This is a genomic window from Curtobacterium sp. NPDC092190 (assembly GCF_044755625.1).
In the GTDB taxonomy this organism is placed as follows: Bacteria; Actinomycetota; Actinomycetes; order Actinomycetales; family Microbacteriaceae; genus Curtobacterium.
Map to the genome: position 1 here is coordinate 133,953 of NZ_JBIVRJ010000003.1, position 14,564 is coordinate 148,516.

Here is a 14,564-nt window from a genome sequence, read left to right on the forward strand (position 1 = left end):
CCTCCTGTCCGTCAGGTCAGTCAGTCCGGGAACGCCGCACGGACGGCGCACCGCTCAAGCGGTGGCGTCCTGACGCGATTCCTGCTCCAACCGGGCGATCCGGACGAGCGCCGCGCGCTCGGTTCCCGGGGTCGTCCCCAGCACCGCGCCGATGCCGTCGAGCACCACGCCGGCGACCTGCCGCACCGGCAGCTGCACGGGCCCGACCCCGGGCGTCCGCAGCGCGAGCATCGACCGGTGTCGCGGGTCGAGCGACGCGACCGCTCCGTCGAACAACGCCCGGTAGCCCGGTCGGAGGAGCCTGGCGAGCGGGGGGTCCTTGATGAACCGGACCACGTCGTGCGTCCGGGCGTCGGCCTTGAGCTCGCCGCGGTCGAGGTACCCGTTCATCTGTGCTCGGAGTTCGGCGTCCGACTCCGGAGCGTCCTCGACCCCCATCAGTCGCCCGGCGACCGCCCACTCGCGCACGTAGGCGTCGGCACCACCCGGGATGGGCTTGCCCCACACCTGGGCGCTCCGCAGGAAGGCATCGGTGAAGGCGAGGTGCACCCACCGCGCCAGGTCGGGGTCGTTCGCGGCGTACGGCTTCGTGACGCCGTGGCCGTCGACGTACTCGCCGACCACCCGCTCGTGGAGCTCCCGCACCCACTGGCTGGCGTGCGTGGCCTGCTGCGTGTCGCCGTGCGAGACCGTGTAGATCCACCGGATGGTGCCGGCGAGGCGGCCGAACGGGTCCTCGCGGTAGCGCGAGTGGTCGGCCACCCCGGCGAGGGCCCCGGGGTGCAGCGCCTGCACGAGCAGCGCCCGGACCCCCGCGAGCACGGTGTGGTTGCCGCCGTGCACGGCCCAGGTCGCGGAGCCCGGGCCGAAGAAGCCCGCGTCGGAGCCCTGTTCGAGCTCGTCGATCCAGGCGGGACGCTCGGTCGCGCCGTTGGTGAAGGTGTCGTTGAGGCGGGAGCGGAACGCGTCGGACACGGAAGCCATGCACCCATCGTCCGTCGTGCCCCTGACAACGAGCACGGCTCCGCCGGTAGGTTGGCCGAGTGAGCATCGACACGCCTCGTCCCTGGCTTGCCTCGTACGCCCCGGGGGTCCCGCACGACATCGACGAGCCCACGGGCTCGCTCTCCGACATCGTGGAGCAGTCCGCGGACCGCTTCCCGGGGAAGGTGGCGCTCGAGTTCTTCGGCAGGACGACGTCGTACGCCGACCTGCAGGAGCAGATCCTGCGGGCCGCGAACGGCCTGCGGAAGCTCGGCGTCGGTGCCGGCGACCGGGTGGCGATCGTGCTGCCGAACTGCCCGCAGCACGTGGTGGCGTTCTACGCGGTGCTCCGGCTCGGGGCGATCGTCGTCGAGCACAACCCGCTCTACACGGCCCGCGAGCTCCGGCACCAGTTCGAGGACCACGGCGCGAAGGTCGCGATCGCGTGGGACAAGTCCGTCTCCACGCTCCAGGACTTCCCCGCGGACCTGCGCCTCGACGCGATCGTCTCCGTCGACCTGACGCGCGCGATGCCCCGTGCGACCCGCATCGCCCTGTCGCTGCCGGTGGCCAAGGCCCGCGAATCGCGCGCGAAGCTCACCACGAGCGTGCGTGGCACGACGAAGTGGGACGACCTCGTCTCGACGCGCAAGCTGTCGAAGCGTCACCCGCGCCCGGGCACCACCGACGTCGCGCTCATCCAGTACACGTCCGGCACCACCGGGGTGCCGAAGGGTGCGGTGCTGAGCCACCGGAACCTGCTCGCCAACGCTGCGCAGGCACGGGCGTGGGTCCCGACGATCCGCCGGGGCGACAACACGGTGTACGCGGTGCTCCCGATGTTCCACGCCTACGGTCTGACGCTGTGCCTGACCTTCGCGATGAGCATGGCCTCGCGGCTGGTGCTCTTCCCGGCGTTCGACCCGGCACTCGTCCTCAAGGCGATGAAGAAGCACCCGCCGACGTTCCTGCCGGCCGTGCCGCCGATCTACACCCGACTGCAGCACGCGGCGGACTCGGCGAAGGTGTCCCTGCAGGGCATCGAGATCGGCATCTCGGGCGCCATGCCGTTGTCGCAGAGCGTCGTCGAGCCGTGGGAGGCCCGGACCGGCGGCTACCTCGTCGAGGGCTACGGCCTGTCCGAGTGCTCCCCCGTCCTCATGGCCAACCCGGTCTCCCCGGAGCGTCGCCTCGGCGCGATCGGACTGCCGCTGTCGTCCACCGAGGCCCGCGTGGTCGACCCGGACGACCAGACGAAGGTGCTCGGCACGGGCGAGGCCGGCGAGCTGCAGGTCAGGGGCCCGCAGGTGTTCCGCGGCTACTGGGGCAAGGCCGAGGCCACCGACGAGGTCTTCACGCCCGACGGCTGGTTCCGCACCGGTGACGTCGTGTCGATCGACGCGGACGGCTTCGTCAGCATCGTCGACCGGCTCAAGGAGCTCATCATCACCGGCGGCTTCAACGTCTCGCCGTCCGAGGTCGAGGACGCCCTGCTCAAGCACCCCAGCGTGCGCGAGGTCGCCGTCGTCGGCATCACGCAGGGCGGCAACGAGCAGGTCGTCGCGGCGGTCGTGCCGAAGGACCGGGAGTCGTTCGACGCCGAGGCGCTCCGTGCGTGGTCGCGCGAGCAGCTCGCGGCCTACAAGGTGCCGCGGCGCATCGTCGTGGTGGAGGACCTGCCGCGCTCGATGATCGGCAAGGTGCTCCGCCGCAAGGTGCGGGACCAGATCACCGCGAAGTAGGCGGGCCGCTCCGTCGCGGGACCGCGAGCAGCGCGAGGCCGGCGACGACGAGCGCGATCCCGAGCCACCCGGCACCGCCGAGGTGTTCGCCGACCACGAGCACGGCGAGCACCGCGGCGACCACGGGCTCGAACAGCGACAGCAGTGTCGCGACCGAGGCGCTGACCCGCCGCAGCCCGACCGCGTACAGCGAGTGTCCGAGCACCGTCGGCACGAGCGCGAGGTACACGAACACGGGCCAGTTCGCCCCGACGACGAGCGCGTCACGTCCCGCGACCGCCGCGAGCACGACGAGCGGGACGGCAGCCAGCCCGAACACGGCGCCGACCACCCCGCGCCCGCCGGCACCGGCCGCACTGCCCGACACGGCGGTCGGCAGTGCCGGCGGCACCGGGGCCGGCCGGGTCGCCGCGTGCATCCCCCGCGCGACCGCCCACGAGTAGGTGGCGTACGTCAGTCCGGCGAGCAGTGCGCTGCCGAGCCCGAGCAGCAGGGACCCGTCGCCCGGTGCCGTCGACCTCGCGAGCGTCACGACGACCATGCCGACCACGCTCACCAGGGTGGCGACGACCCAGCGACCGGTGACACGCCTCCCGTCCGCCGCCCACTCCACGATGCCCGCGAAGAGCGGCGACGACCCGATGGCCACCGTCGTGCCGAGCGCGACCCCCGCGTCCGCGAGTGCTGCGTAGAACGCCACCGCGTACACGACGAGCGAGACCGCGCCGAGCAGCACCCAGCTCCGTGCACCGGGTCGGACGACCGCGCGCAGCGCGGAGCGACCCGTCGTCGCGGCGAGGACGAGCCCGCCGAGACCGAACGTGACCGCACCGAAGACGAACGCGGGAACGCCGGGTGCGAAGTGGGTCGCGGTCCCCGTCGTCCCCCACACGGCGGCGGCGACGAGGACCGCCACGGGGCCGCCCACCGGACGGGAGGCACGACCCACCGCCGCCGGGTCGGTCACGACACGTGGACGGTCGGCCGCCGGTGCACGTCCGGCTCCGCCTCGCGCAGGACCTCGCGCGTCACCGGGGCGACGTCGCCGACCCCGGTGAACACGAAGCGCAGGGCGTTCTGGATCGGGCTGCCCTCGTTCCACTCGAAGTAGATGCTCGGCACGACGCCGGCGATGTCGCGCACGGCGAGCAGCGTCGACGCGATGGTGTTCGGCACGTTGCCGGACCGGACGCGCAGGACGCGGTGGCCCTGCACGACGTGTCCCTCGACGACCAGGTCCTCCTCGAAGTCGGACGAGTCGGCCGGCAGCACCTCGAGGAACATCGTCGGCACGCGCGCGGGGATGCCCGAGTCGCGGCGTTCCTCGCGCCCCTTCGACCGGTAGGCCTCGGCGGTCCCGGCGCCCGGCTCGTTGGCGATGATGCAGACGGAGCTGAACTGGTCGGCGTCGGCCTCGATGAACTGCCGGGCGGTCGCGTCCAGCTCGATCGACGACGCCCGGAGCTCGAACGACCGCCGCACACGGGACACCAGCGACACGACGACGATGGCGATGATGAAGACCGCCGCGATGCGGACACCGTCCGGACGTTCGATGACGTTCGCGACCGTGGTGTAGACGAACACCACCGCGATGACCCCGAAGCCGATCGTCCGCTTCTTCTGCTGCCGCCGCCGAGCCGACAGCGTCACCGCGACGGCCGCGCTCGTGATGAGCACGAGGACACCCGTGGCGTAGGCGCCGCCCTGCGCGTCGACGTTCGCCTCGAAGATGATCGTGATCGCGAAGGCGATGAGCGTGAAGATGATCACGAGCGGCCGGGTCGCACGCGCCCACTGCGGCGCCATGCCGTAGCGGGGCAGGAAGCGCGGCACGAGGTTGAGCAGACCGGCCATCGCGCTCGCGCCCGCGAACCACAGGATCGCCACCGTCGACACGTCGTAGACCGACCCGAAGACGTTGCCGAGGTACTCGTGCGCCAGGAACGCCAGGGCGCGACCGTTCGCGCCGCCGCCCGGCTGGAACTCCTGCTGCGGGATGAGGAAGGTCGTGGCGATCGAGGACGTGATGAGGAACGTGCTCATGATGATCGCGGCGGTCGTCAGCAGGCGCTTCGTGCCGCGGATCCGTCCCTCGGGGCGGCCGTCCGGGTCGTCACCGGCCCCGCCGCGCACCTGCGGCATCACCGCCACGCCCGTCTCGAAGCCGGAGAGGCCGAGCGCCAGCTTCGGGAACACGACCAGCGCGATCCCGATCATCACGAGCGGGTTGCTGTGCTGCGCGGTGAGGTTCGACCACCAGTCGCTCGCGACGACGGGACGCTCGAACACGTGCCACAGCGCCACGACGACCACGACCGCGTTGAGCAGGAGGAACACCGCGACGAGCCCGACGGCGATGCCGATGGCCTCCTTGAACCCGCGGAGGAACACGACGCCGAGCAGGAGCAGCAGCACGAGCGTGATCGGCACCGGGATCTCGGTGAACCAGTGCGGCGTGAAGGGGTTCTCGGCGATGTGCGCGGTGGCGTCGGCGGCCGAGAGCGTCATCGTGATCATGAAGTCGGTCACGGCGAACCCGAGCAGCACGAGCACGAAGAGCTTGCCGGCCCACCACGGCAGCAGCTTCTCGAGCATCATGATCGACCCGGCGCCCTTGAAGCTGTCCGACGCGACCCGTCGGTACACGGGCAGGGCGCCGAACAGGGTCACGAGCACGAGCACGATCGTCGCGATGGGCGACAGCAGCCCGGCTGCGAGCGCCGCGATGGCGGGCTGGTAGCCGAGCGTCGAGAAGTAGTCGACGCCGGTCAGGCACATGACCCGCCACCACGAGTGGGTCTTCTCGACCTCGACCTGGTGGGGGCCCTGGTGCGAGGCACCCTGGTCGGCTCCGTGCAGCATCCAGCGGCGCAGCCGCACGCTGCGGTCGGAGGGTCGCCCGGTGGCGCCGCCCTGGGCGGCACGCTCGGCTTCGGTCGCGGTCACGAGAGTCGATGGTAAGCGGTCCCGACGACCCTCGGGCACCCCACGACCGGGTCTGTGGACGGCGCCTCAGCCCGCGCTGATCCTGGTGTACTTCCGCACCGACAGCGGCACGAACACCACGAGCAGCACCACGATCCCGATCAGCACCGTCACGACCGGGTGCTGCATCGTCCAGACGTCGGGGACGGGAGCCGTGCCGACGTTGCCGAACAGCTCCCGTGCGGCCTGCACGAGCGACGACACGGGGTTCCACTCGGCGAACACCCGCAGCACGAGCGGCATCGTCTCGCTCGGCACGAAGGCGTTCGAGATGAACGTCAGGGGGAACAGCACCATGAAGGACGCGTTGTTGATGACCTCCGGCGTCCGGACGCTCATCCCGAGCAGCGCCATCACCCAGCTGAACGCGTAGCTGAAGAGCAGGAGCAGCCCGACCCCGGCGAGGAACTCGTGCGGTGCGGACCCGACCCGCCACCCGACCGCCAGCCCGGTCAGCATCATGATCACCATCGAGATCGCGTTGAGCACCAGGTCCGAGTTCGTGCGCCCGACGAGCACCGCCGACGCCGACATCGGCAGGGTCCGGAAGCGGTCGATCAGGCCCTCCTTCAGGTCCTGCGCCATCGCCGACCCCGAGAAGGTCGCCCCGAACACGACGGTCTGCGCGAAGATCCCCGCCATCAGGAACTGCGTGTAGTCGGTCCCCCGCACCTGGATCGCCCCGCCGTAGACCTGGCTGAAGAGCAGCACGAACATGATCGGCTGCAGCACCGCGAAGACGAGCATGTCCGGGGACCGCTTGATCTTCGTCAGGTTCCGTCGCGTGACGGTCCAGCCGTCCTCGAACCAGATCGCGACGGGCGAGGTCACGACCACCGGCAGCTGCTGCCGCGACGCGCCGACGGCGGTCACCGGACACGCTCCGGGGTGCTGTCGTTCGTCTCCCCCGCGGCTCCCACCGCGTCGCGTCGCCCCGGCCGGGAGGCACGTCCCGCCCCCGCCCCGCCGCCACCGTCCGACGCGTCCTCCTCGTCCGCCGTGGCGGCGTGTCCCGTCAGGCGCAGGAAGACGTCGTCCAGCGTCGGGCGTCGCATGCCGGCGTCGTGCAGCCGGATGCCCGCCTCGCCCAGGTCGGCGAGGACCCGCTGGAGCGCCTGCGGTCCGGCCTCGACCGCGATGCCGGAGGTGCGCCCGTCGGCCGACGTCTCCACGTCCCCGACGCCGTGGCGGCGCAGGGCGGTGACCACGGCCTCCCGGTCGTCCTCGTCCACCAGGGTGACCACCACACGGTGTCCACCGACCTGTGCCTTGAGCTGGTCGGCGGTGCCCTCGGCGATCACCCGTCCGTCGTCGATCACGGCGATGTCGTCGGCGAGCTGGTCGGCCTCCTCGAGGTACTGCGTCGTGAGCAGCACGGTGGCGCCGTCGCCGACCAGGCCCTCGATGATCGCCCAGAGGGCCAGGCGACTCCGGGGATCCAGTCCGGTGGTCGGCTCGTCGAGGAACAGCACGCGCGGGTTCGTGACGAGCGCACCGGCGAGGTCGATGCGCCGACGCATGCCGCCGGAGAAGCCCTTCACGGGGCGGTCTCCGGCCTCGGACAGGTCGAACACCTGGATGAGTTCGCGCGCCCGCTGCCGCGCTGCCCGTCGACCGAGGTGGTACAGCCGGCCGATCATCTCGAGGTTCTCGGCCCCGGTGAGGTTCTCGTCGACCGCGGCGTACTGCCCCGAGACACCGATGGACCGCCGGGTGGCCTGCGGGTCGGCGACCACGTCGACGCCGTCGATCGTCGCCCGGCCGGAATCCGGGGTGACGAGCGTCGTGAGGACCTTCACGGTGGTGGTCTTGCCCGCGCCGTTCGGTCCGAGCAGCGCCGTGACGGTGCCCTCGGGGACGGACAGGTCGAGCCCGGCCAGCGCGTGCACCGGACCCGAGCGCGATCGGTAGGTCTTGGTCAGCCCGGAGGCTTCGATGATGGCCATGTCGCTCCCTCGTCGGCCACGTCGGTGTGGTGTGGGGTCGGAGGGAGCGACGACGTCACTCAGACGTCGAAGTCACCACCGAAGTCGCCGAAACCGCCGCCGCCGCCGAAGTCTCCGCCGCCGTCGTCCCAGCCCGCGTTCTCGTACCCGCCGCCGTCGGACGCGCCCGCATCGGACGCCCCGCCGTCACCGGAGTCGGCACCAGTGTCCTCCGAACCGCCGTCGCCCGCAGCATCGGTACCGCCGTCGAACGATCCGGCGTCGGGCAGGAAGGCGCTCATGATCGCCGAGCCGATGACGTACCCGGCGACCGTGCCGAGGATCGAGGCGCCGATCATCCGGCCGAACGACGGACCACCGCGCTGGCCCATCGCTCCCGCGCCGCCGTTCATGCCGCCGAGCGAGCGCTCCATGAAGCCGGGCTGCCGGATCTCCGAGCGGGTCGCCGCCTGGGCGAGGGACCGCGGGTCGTCCCCGCGGGGGGCCTCGCCGTCCGGGGCGCTGCGGGTGAACTCGTCGTAGACCATCCGACGCTGCTCGGGCGTCAGGGTCGCGAAGGCCTCGGCGTGCACCTCCTCGATGCGCTCCGGCGGCGCCGTGCGGAGCAGGTAGCGGTAGCGCTCGACGGCGCGCTCGTCGTCGGTGGACGTTGCACCCTGCGGTCCGCCCGGCTGCTGGCCGCCGTACTGCTGGCCGCCGTACTGCTGTCCGCTGGGCTGAGCGGGACCGCCCCACTGCGGGGTCCCGTACTGCTGGCCGCCGTACTGCTGGCCCTGCTGGGTCCCGTACTGCTGGGTCCCGTACTGCTGGGCTCCGTACTGCTGGTCGCCGTCCTGCTGTCCCTGCTGGACGGGCGGCACCTGGTACGACTGCTGTCCGTACCGGTAGCCCTGCTGCTGCGGCTGCTGCTGCGGCTGGCCCCACCCGCCCTGCTGGTCGCGGTCGCGCTCGGGACGGCCGAGCAGTCGGTCGAGGAATCCCATGTCGTTGCTCCTTCGGTGCGGTCCGCCCCGGTCGGGAGGGTCCGTCGGTGCCACCCTAGGGAGCGCCGGCGACCGCTGACTGTGCGACCGCACAGAACTGGCCGAGAGCGGTGTCGGCGCGCGCCGAGCGCCGTCGACCCGGCCGTGGAGCGCGCGTCGGCGGCACCCGGGCGGGCGACGAGGACGGGGCTCCCGCCACGGCGACGAGCGCCGGCGACTGCTCAGGCGCGCCCGCGACCCCGCCGCCCGGTGCGGAGGACGAGCCCGGCGAGCAGCCGCCACCCCAGCAGGAAGACCGCGAGCGAGATCGTCGCGACGATGACGAACGACAGGGGCAGCGGATCCCCCGCGACGTCGCCCTGCCCGGTCAGCACGCGGAGCAGCATCCCGATCGCGACCGTCGCCACCCACACCACCACGCCCGTCGGCCACACCCGGAGCGGACGCCGCCAGCCGCGCACGACCAGGTACCCGACGAGCCAGCCGGCCAGGAACGGGTACGCCGTCGTCCACAGTCCGGAGAGCGACGAGGCCTCGGCGTGGGAGGACCGCCCGATGAGCGCGAAGGCGACGATGAGGACGATGTCGACGACGGCTGCGAGCCAGCCCCAGGTGCGAGTCACCCGACCATTCTCGCGCGGTCGGAGCGCTGCTCGTGACCCCAGCCCGGTCGGCGCACCCGCCCCGTCGTGACCCTGCCCCGTCGTTGCCCTGCCCGTCGTGACCATGCCCGTTGTGACGATGCCCGTCGTGACCCAGCCCTGCCGGGGCCGGCGCTCAGAACAGCCCGGGGCGACCGTTCTCCTCCGGCAGGTCGAACCCGCGGAACATGTCGGAGACGAGCGCCGCGATCTGCGGTTCGACCAGGCGTTCGACGGCCTCGGCGATCCGCGGACGGTGCTCGACGAGGGCCAGGCACACGGCCGTCCCCGTGGCGCGCGCACACTCGTCGGACAGGGCGATCTCGTGCCGCAGTGCAGCCTTCGCCTCGTCGGACAGCGGTTCGCGCGGCGTCTGTTCCCCCGCCCCCGTGCCGGTCATCTCGTCCAGGGTGAACAGGAACGGCTCCCCGGGCGACGGCTCCGGGTCCACGTCGAGTCCCTGGAACTCCGGCGACAGGCCCTCGGTCGGCTGGTAGCCCGCGTGCCGCTTCCGCGCGGCGGCCCGTTCGAGCTCACGGTGCAGCAGCGGGAGGTTCTTCGCGGTGTACTCGTCGACGGCGTCCTCGACGATGGTCGAGATCCGACCGATCAACGCGTGCTGGACGGCGTGCGGCACGTCCGGGCCGAAGCCCGCTGCCGAGGCGATCGGAGAACCGGTGCACTTCCGGCAGATCCGCGTCCGCGGGCGGGCGGTCCCGATCTGCCAGCGCGGCAGCCAGCGCAACCACACGTCGACCGCGCTCCGCACGCGACCGTCGATGCCGTCCATCCCTCAACAGTAGGCCGCGCGGCGCGGTTGCCCGCGGAGCGCGCCCGAGCGGGCGGAAACGCGCCGCGCTCGCCGAGCGGCCTGCACGTTCCGCCCCCCCCCCCTCGTCAGCCCGGCGCGGTGCGGCGAGCGGTCAGGTGTGCCGCGAGCGGGCGGAAACGCCTGCCGGACCGGGCGCGCAGGTGCGAGATCCGCCCGCTCGGAGTGAGCGTCCGGCACCACCCGGCGAGCGGGCGGATTGGTCGAGCAGCCATGCGCGGACCTGCGCGTTCCGCCCGCTCGCGGTGGTCGCCGGACGCGGGGGCCGGCGAGCGGGAAGGAACGGCAGCAGAGGTGGTCCGCCCCCGCCGGTTCCGCCCGCTCGGCGAACGGGACGGACGGGAGGCGCGGGTCGGCCCCGCCCCGGGCGATCCGGCCCCGGGTGGTGCCGTGCTCAGGCCCGCGGCTCGGTCACGAAGTCGATGAGCTCCTCGACGCGCCCGAGCAGCTGTGGCTCCAGGTCGTTGAAGGTCCGGACCTGCCCGAGGATCCGCTGCCATGCACGGGCGACGTCGGCCTGCTCCGCGGCGGGCCACCCGAGGTGCTGCAGGATGCCCTTCTTCCACTCGATCGAGCGCGGGATCGTCGGCCACGCCTCGAGCCCGAGGCGCGCCGGCTTCACCGACTGCCAGACGTCGACGAACGGGTGCCCGACGACGAGGACGTGCGCGCCCCACTTCCCGCGCATCACGGCGTCGGCGAACCGGGACTCCTTCGACCCCGGGACGAGGTGGTCGACGAGCACCCCGACGCGACGCTCTCGGGTGGGCCGGAACTCGTCGAGCACGTCGGCCAGGTTGTCGACGCCCTCCAGGTACTCGACGACGACGCCCTCGACACGGAGGTCGGCGCCCCAGACCTTCTCCACGAGCTCGGCGTCGTGCCTGCCCTCGACCATGATCCGCGAGGGCAGCGCCACTCGTGCCCGCTGCTGCTCGACGGCGAACGAACCCGACGCGGTCCGGAGGCGACCACCGTCGGTCGTGTGCCGCACGGCGGGCGCGGCCCCGGGCCTCCCGTCCGCACCGGCGGCGCGAGCCGGGGGTGCAGCCGCGGCGGAGCGACCGACCGGCGCCTGCGGACGACCGAGGGTGACGAGTTCGCCCTCGAGCAGGAACTGCCCGGTGAAGGGGAAGGCGCGGGTGCGACCCTTCCAGTCCTCCAGGGCGACGTTGCCCGCCTCGAGCCCGACGACGGCGCCCGCCCACCCGGAGTCGGGGTCCTCGAGCACCATGTCGCGTTCGAGCGGCACCTGCCGCACCTTCTTGACGCCCTTCGAGCGCCAGTCGCCCGAGAGCACGTCACTGCCGTACCGGTCGTCGTCCACCCGGGAAGCGTAGTGTCGACGGGTCCCGCAACGGCGCCGGCACCCTGGCGCGTCACGGTACGCGTCGCGTCCACCCCCGATCGGAAGGCCACACCGTGCGCGCAACCGTCATCCACGCCCCTCGCGACATCCGCGTCGAGGAGCGCGACACCCCCGTCCTCATCGAGCCCACCGACGCCGTCGTCAAGGTGACCGCGTCCTGCGTCTGCGGATCGGACCTCTGGCCGTACCGCGGCGTCCGCGGGACCGAGCAGGCCCACACCATCGGGCACGAGTTCGTGGGCGTCGTCGAGTCCGTCGGCGCCGACGTCACGGGCCTGTCCGCCGGCGACTTCGTCATCGCGCCGTTCACGACGAACGACGGCACCTGCCAGGCGTGCACGCACGGCATGACGAGCGGCTGCGAGCACAGCTCGATCTTCGGGGGCACGACCGACGCGTACGGCCACCCGATCGGCGGCGCCCAGTCGGAGTACGTCCGGGTGCCCGACGCCGCGGCGACGCTCGTGAAGGTCCCGGGCCCGGTGGACGACGACCTCGTGCCGTCGCTCCTCACGCTCTCCGACGTCTTCTCGACGGGACACCACGCCGCCGTGTCGGCCGAGGTCGGCCCGGGGAAGACCGTCGTGGTCGTCGGCGACGGCGCGGTCGGCCTGTCCGCGGTGCTCGCCGCCGCGCGCCTGGGCGCCGAGCGCATCATCGCGATGAGCCGGCACGCGGACCGCCAGGCGCTGGCGCGGGAGTTCGGGGCGACCGACGTCGTCGAGACCCGCGGCGAGGAGGGCATCGCCGCCGTGCGCGAACTGCTCGGCGGGGAGCTCGCCGACTGCGCCCTCGAGGCCGTCGGTACGGCGGAGAGCATGGACCAGGCGCTGCGGGTCGTCCGCCCCGGCGGCAACGTCGGCTACGTCGGGGTCCCCGCGGGTGCACCCGAGCTGCCGATGCCCTTCCTGTTCGCGAAGAACATCACCGTGGGTGGCGGGATGGCCCCCGCCCGCGCGTACATCGAGGAGCTGCTGCCGGACGTGCTCTCGCGGACGATCGAGCCGGGCCGGGTGTTCGACCTCGAGCTGCCCCTCGACCAGGCCGCCGAGGCGTACGCGGCGATGGACGAGCGGCGCGCGATCAAGGTGCTGCTGCGTCCGTAGCACCCGGGTGGGCTGAGCGGGCGGTGTCGTCCGTCAGGCGTCGCGCACCGCGAGCACCCGGTGCGGCGCCGCCCGCTCGGCGGTCCACCCCGCGGGGAGGGCCTCCTGCAGCTCCGGCACGGTGAACGACCGGCGGATGGAGCGGAGTCCGTCCACCCGGACGAAGGTGCCGGCGGACACGAGCGGGGATGCCAGCGCGTACGCGCGGTAGGCCTGCCGCGACCGACGGATGTCCGAGTGCAGGCTCCGACCGGTGGCCAGCTGCTCGGAGTCCGACAGGAAGGCCGCTCGGGCGTCGTCGTCCAGGTGGTGCAGCACGTGGTTCGACACGACGACGTCGAACCGCTCTCCCGCGGCGACGAGGTCCGTGCTCGACGCCTGCCGGAAGGTCACCCCGCGCGCCGTCGACCGTCGGGCTGCAGCGATGGCGCGTTCGTCCGGGTCGACCCCGACGACCTCGAGCGACAACCCGTCACTGCCCGCCCACCGCACGAGCGAGCGCGCCAGGTCGCCGCCACCGCAGCCGAGGTCGAGGACCCGCGCACGACCGCTCGGTGGCAGCGCGGGGACGACGTGCGTCCGCCAGACCGCCCGCCACCCGCTGACCAGCGAGTTCACCACGGCGAACCGCCGGAACGTCCGATCGAGCACCCGCGGGTCGCACCCCGGGTCGTCCATGAGCTCCTGCAGGACCGTGTCCCGCTGTCGGAGGTCGACCGCTCGGGCTCCGGGCTCACGTCCGCCGTCCGTGCCGCGCACGGTCCGTGGCCGGTCCGTCACGCCTCGACCGCCGTGAGCCTCGCGCTCTCCACCGTCAGCCCGGGACCGAACGCGACGGCCGCGACCGGCGATCCGGGCGCGAGGCCCTGCTCGACGGCGTCGCGGAGCACGAACAGCACCGTCGCGCTCGACATGTTCCCGTGGTCGCGGAGCACGGCGCGGCTCGACGCGACCGCGCCGTCGGGCAGCTCGAGGGCGTCCTGCGCCCGGTCCAGGATCGCCCGTCCACCGGGGTGCACCGCCCACACCGGCACGTCGGCGAAGGTCTCGCCCTCGCCGAGCAGCGCGGTGACGGCAGCCGGCACGTGCACACCGACGAGCTTCGGGACGGCGGTGGAGAGCACCATCTCGAAGCCCTCGTCACCGATGTTCCACGCCATCTCGGACGCGCCCTCGGGCACCGTCGCCGTCGCGAACCGCTCGATGCGCAGACCCGGCCCGCCCGCCGTGACGACCGCCGCCGCCGCGCCGTCGCCGAAGACGCTGTTCGCGACGATCTGGTCCGGGTCGTCCGACGCGCGGACGTGCAGGGTGCAGAGTTCCGCGCAGACGACGAGCACGACCGCGTTCCGGTCCGCCTCGGCGAAGGCCGCCGCGATCCGCAGCGCCGGGAAGGCGGCGCAGCACCCCATGAAGCCGATGTGGTGTCGGAACACCCCGGCGGGCAGTCCGAGCTGGTCGACGACGTCGATGTCCGGTCCGGGCTGCGTGAACCCCGTGCACGAGACGGTCACCAGGTGGGTGACCCGGTCCGGTGCCACCCCGGCGCGCTCGACGGCGTCACGGGCGGCCGCGACGAAGAGCGCCGGAGCGAGCTCCCGGTAGCGGTCGTTGCGTGTACCGGTGGACGGTGAGACGAGCGTGCCGGAGTCCTGTCGGAAGAGCCCGCCGGGCCGCGAGGCGTCGAGCTCCTCGATCACCGTGTGCCGGTGCTCCACGGCGGATGCGTCGAACGCCGCGGGGACGATCCGTGCGCCGAGGCGGCCGAGGCCGGGCTGCCCGGCGAACAGGTCACGCACCGAACCCTGGTCGAGGGTGGTGTCGGGGACGGCGGTCCCGATGGCGCGGATCGTTGCGGTCACGACCCATCCTGTCACCGGGTCGCTGACACGTCCCCAGGTTGGTCCGGTCCGGTCGGTGCCGACGACGGACGGGAGACACGGTACCAGCCGGCCCCGTGCCTCCCGTCCGTCGCG

The 14,564-nt window shown here is 72.9% G+C and carries 13 protein-coding genes; 2 read left to right on the plus strand and 11 right to left on the minus strand.

Annotated features, from left to right (window positions below):
* Positions 1-54: 54 nt before the first annotated feature.
* Positions 55-984, minus strand: a complete 930-nt coding sequence (locus ACIQFY_RS08550) for an oxygenase MpaB family protein (RefSeq protein ID WP_400339384.1) — start codon at positions 982-984, stop codon at positions 55-57.
* 59 nt (positions 985-1,043) lie between these two features.
* Here ACIQFY_RS08550 and ACIQFY_RS08555 point away from each other — a divergent pair, with 59 nt between their 5' ends.
* Positions 1,044-2,726, plus strand: a complete 1,683-nt coding sequence (locus ACIQFY_RS08555; RefSeq protein WP_326495750.1) for a long-chain-fatty-acid--CoA ligase — start codon at positions 1,044-1,046, stop codon at positions 2,724-2,726.
* Here ACIQFY_RS08555 and ACIQFY_RS08560 read toward each other — a convergent pair.
* The 8 genes from ACIQFY_RS08560 to ACIQFY_RS08595 all read right to left on the minus strand — a co-directional run bounded on the left by ACIQFY_RS08560 (position 2,713) and on the right by ACIQFY_RS08595 (position 11,440).
* Positions 2,713-3,693: an EamA family transporter gene (locus ACIQFY_RS08560; RefSeq protein ID WP_326495749.1), complete on the minus strand. Its 981-nt coding sequence runs from the start codon at positions 3,691-3,693 to the stop codon at positions 2,713-2,715. The two genes, ACIQFY_RS08555 and ACIQFY_RS08560, sit on opposite strands and share 14 nt — an antisense overlap.
* Entirely contained in the window at positions 3,690-5,675 is a 1,986-nt protein-coding gene (locus ACIQFY_RS08565) for an amino acid transporter (protein ID WP_209683555.1), read from the minus strand. The genes ACIQFY_RS08560 and ACIQFY_RS08565 overlap by 4 nt, the downstream gene beginning before the upstream one ends.
* Before the next feature lie 66 nt (positions 5,676-5,741).
* Positions 5,742-6,587 (minus strand): ABC transporter permease, encoded by an 846-nt coding sequence (locus ACIQFY_RS08570; protein WP_066652975.1) that lies wholly within the window; start codon positions 6,585-6,587, stop codon positions 5,742-5,744.
* Entirely contained in the window at positions 6,584-7,660 is a 1,077-nt protein-coding gene (locus ACIQFY_RS08575; protein ID WP_400339389.1) for an ATP-binding cassette domain-containing protein, read from the minus strand. Before ACIQFY_RS08575 ends, ACIQFY_RS08570 begins: the two co-directional genes overlap by 4 nt.
* A 59-nt stretch (positions 7,661-7,719) precedes the next feature.
* Positions 7,720-8,643, minus strand: coding sequence for a hypothetical protein (locus ACIQFY_RS08580; protein WP_400339391.1), 924 nt, complete (start codon positions 8,641-8,643; stop codon positions 7,720-7,722).
* A gap of 221 nt (positions 8,644-8,864) precedes the next feature.
* Positions 8,865-9,266: a DUF3054 domain-containing protein gene (locus ACIQFY_RS08585; protein WP_400339394.1), complete on the minus strand. Its 402-nt coding sequence runs from the start codon at positions 9,264-9,266 to the stop codon at positions 8,865-8,867.
* A gap of 154 nt (positions 9,267-9,420) precedes the next feature.
* Positions 9,421-10,074 (minus strand): spermidine/putrescine ABC transporter substrate-binding protein, encoded by a 654-nt coding sequence (locus ACIQFY_RS08590; protein ID WP_066652971.1) that lies wholly within the window; start codon positions 10,072-10,074, stop codon positions 9,421-9,423.
* Positions 10,075-10,507: 433 nt separating this feature from the next.
* Positions 10,508-11,440 carry a DUF3097 domain-containing protein gene (locus ACIQFY_RS08595; RefSeq protein WP_251154738.1) on the minus strand — a complete coding sequence of 311 codons (933 nt, stop codon included), beginning with the start codon at positions 11,438-11,440 and terminating at the stop codon, positions 10,508-10,510.
* Between the two features lie 95 nt (positions 11,441-11,535).
* On the opposite strand from ACIQFY_RS08595, the gene ACIQFY_RS08600 reads away from it, so the two are divergent.
* On the plus strand, positions 11,536-12,588 hold the full coding sequence (locus ACIQFY_RS08600; RefSeq protein ID WP_066652958.1) for a zinc-dependent alcohol dehydrogenase family protein: 1,053 nt from the start codon (positions 11,536-11,538) through the stop codon (positions 12,586-12,588).
* A 33-nt stretch (positions 12,589-12,621) separates the two neighbouring features.
* On the opposite strand, the gene ACIQFY_RS08605 is transcribed toward ACIQFY_RS08600, so the two are convergent.
* Both ACIQFY_RS08605 and ACIQFY_RS08610 read right to left on the minus strand, forming a co-directional pair.
* The gene (locus ACIQFY_RS08605; RefSeq protein WP_326495744.1) at positions 12,622-13,368 is read right to left on the minus strand and encodes a methyltransferase domain-containing protein; all 747 of its coding nucleotides are present in this window, start codon (positions 13,366-13,368) and stop codon (positions 12,622-12,624) included.
* Positions 13,365-14,450, minus strand: coding sequence for a type III polyketide synthase (locus ACIQFY_RS08610; RefSeq protein WP_400339397.1), 1,086 nt, complete (start codon positions 14,448-14,450; stop codon positions 13,365-13,367). The genes ACIQFY_RS08605 and ACIQFY_RS08610 overlap by 4 nt, the downstream gene beginning before the upstream one ends.
* Between the last annotated feature and the right edge of the window lie 114 nt (positions 14,451-14,564).

Excerpts from the sequence above, each read along its gene's own strand:
- ACIQFY_RS08550 (WP_400339384.1), bottom strand. The coding sequence starts at position 984 with ATGGCTTCCGTGTCCGACGCGTTCCGCTCCCGCCTCAACGACACCTTC.
- ACIQFY_RS08575 (WP_400339389.1), bottom strand. The coding sequence starts at position 7,660 with ATGGCCATCATCGAAGCCTCCGGGCTGACCAAGACCTACCGATCGCGC.
- ACIQFY_RS08580 (WP_400339391.1), bottom strand. The coding sequence starts at position 8,643 with ATGGGATTCCTCGACCGACTGCTCGGCCGTCCCGAGCGCGACCGCGAC.
- ACIQFY_RS08590 (WP_066652971.1), bottom strand. The coding sequence starts at position 10,074 with ATGGACGGCATCGACGGTCGCGTGCGGAGCGCGGTCGACGTGTGGTTG.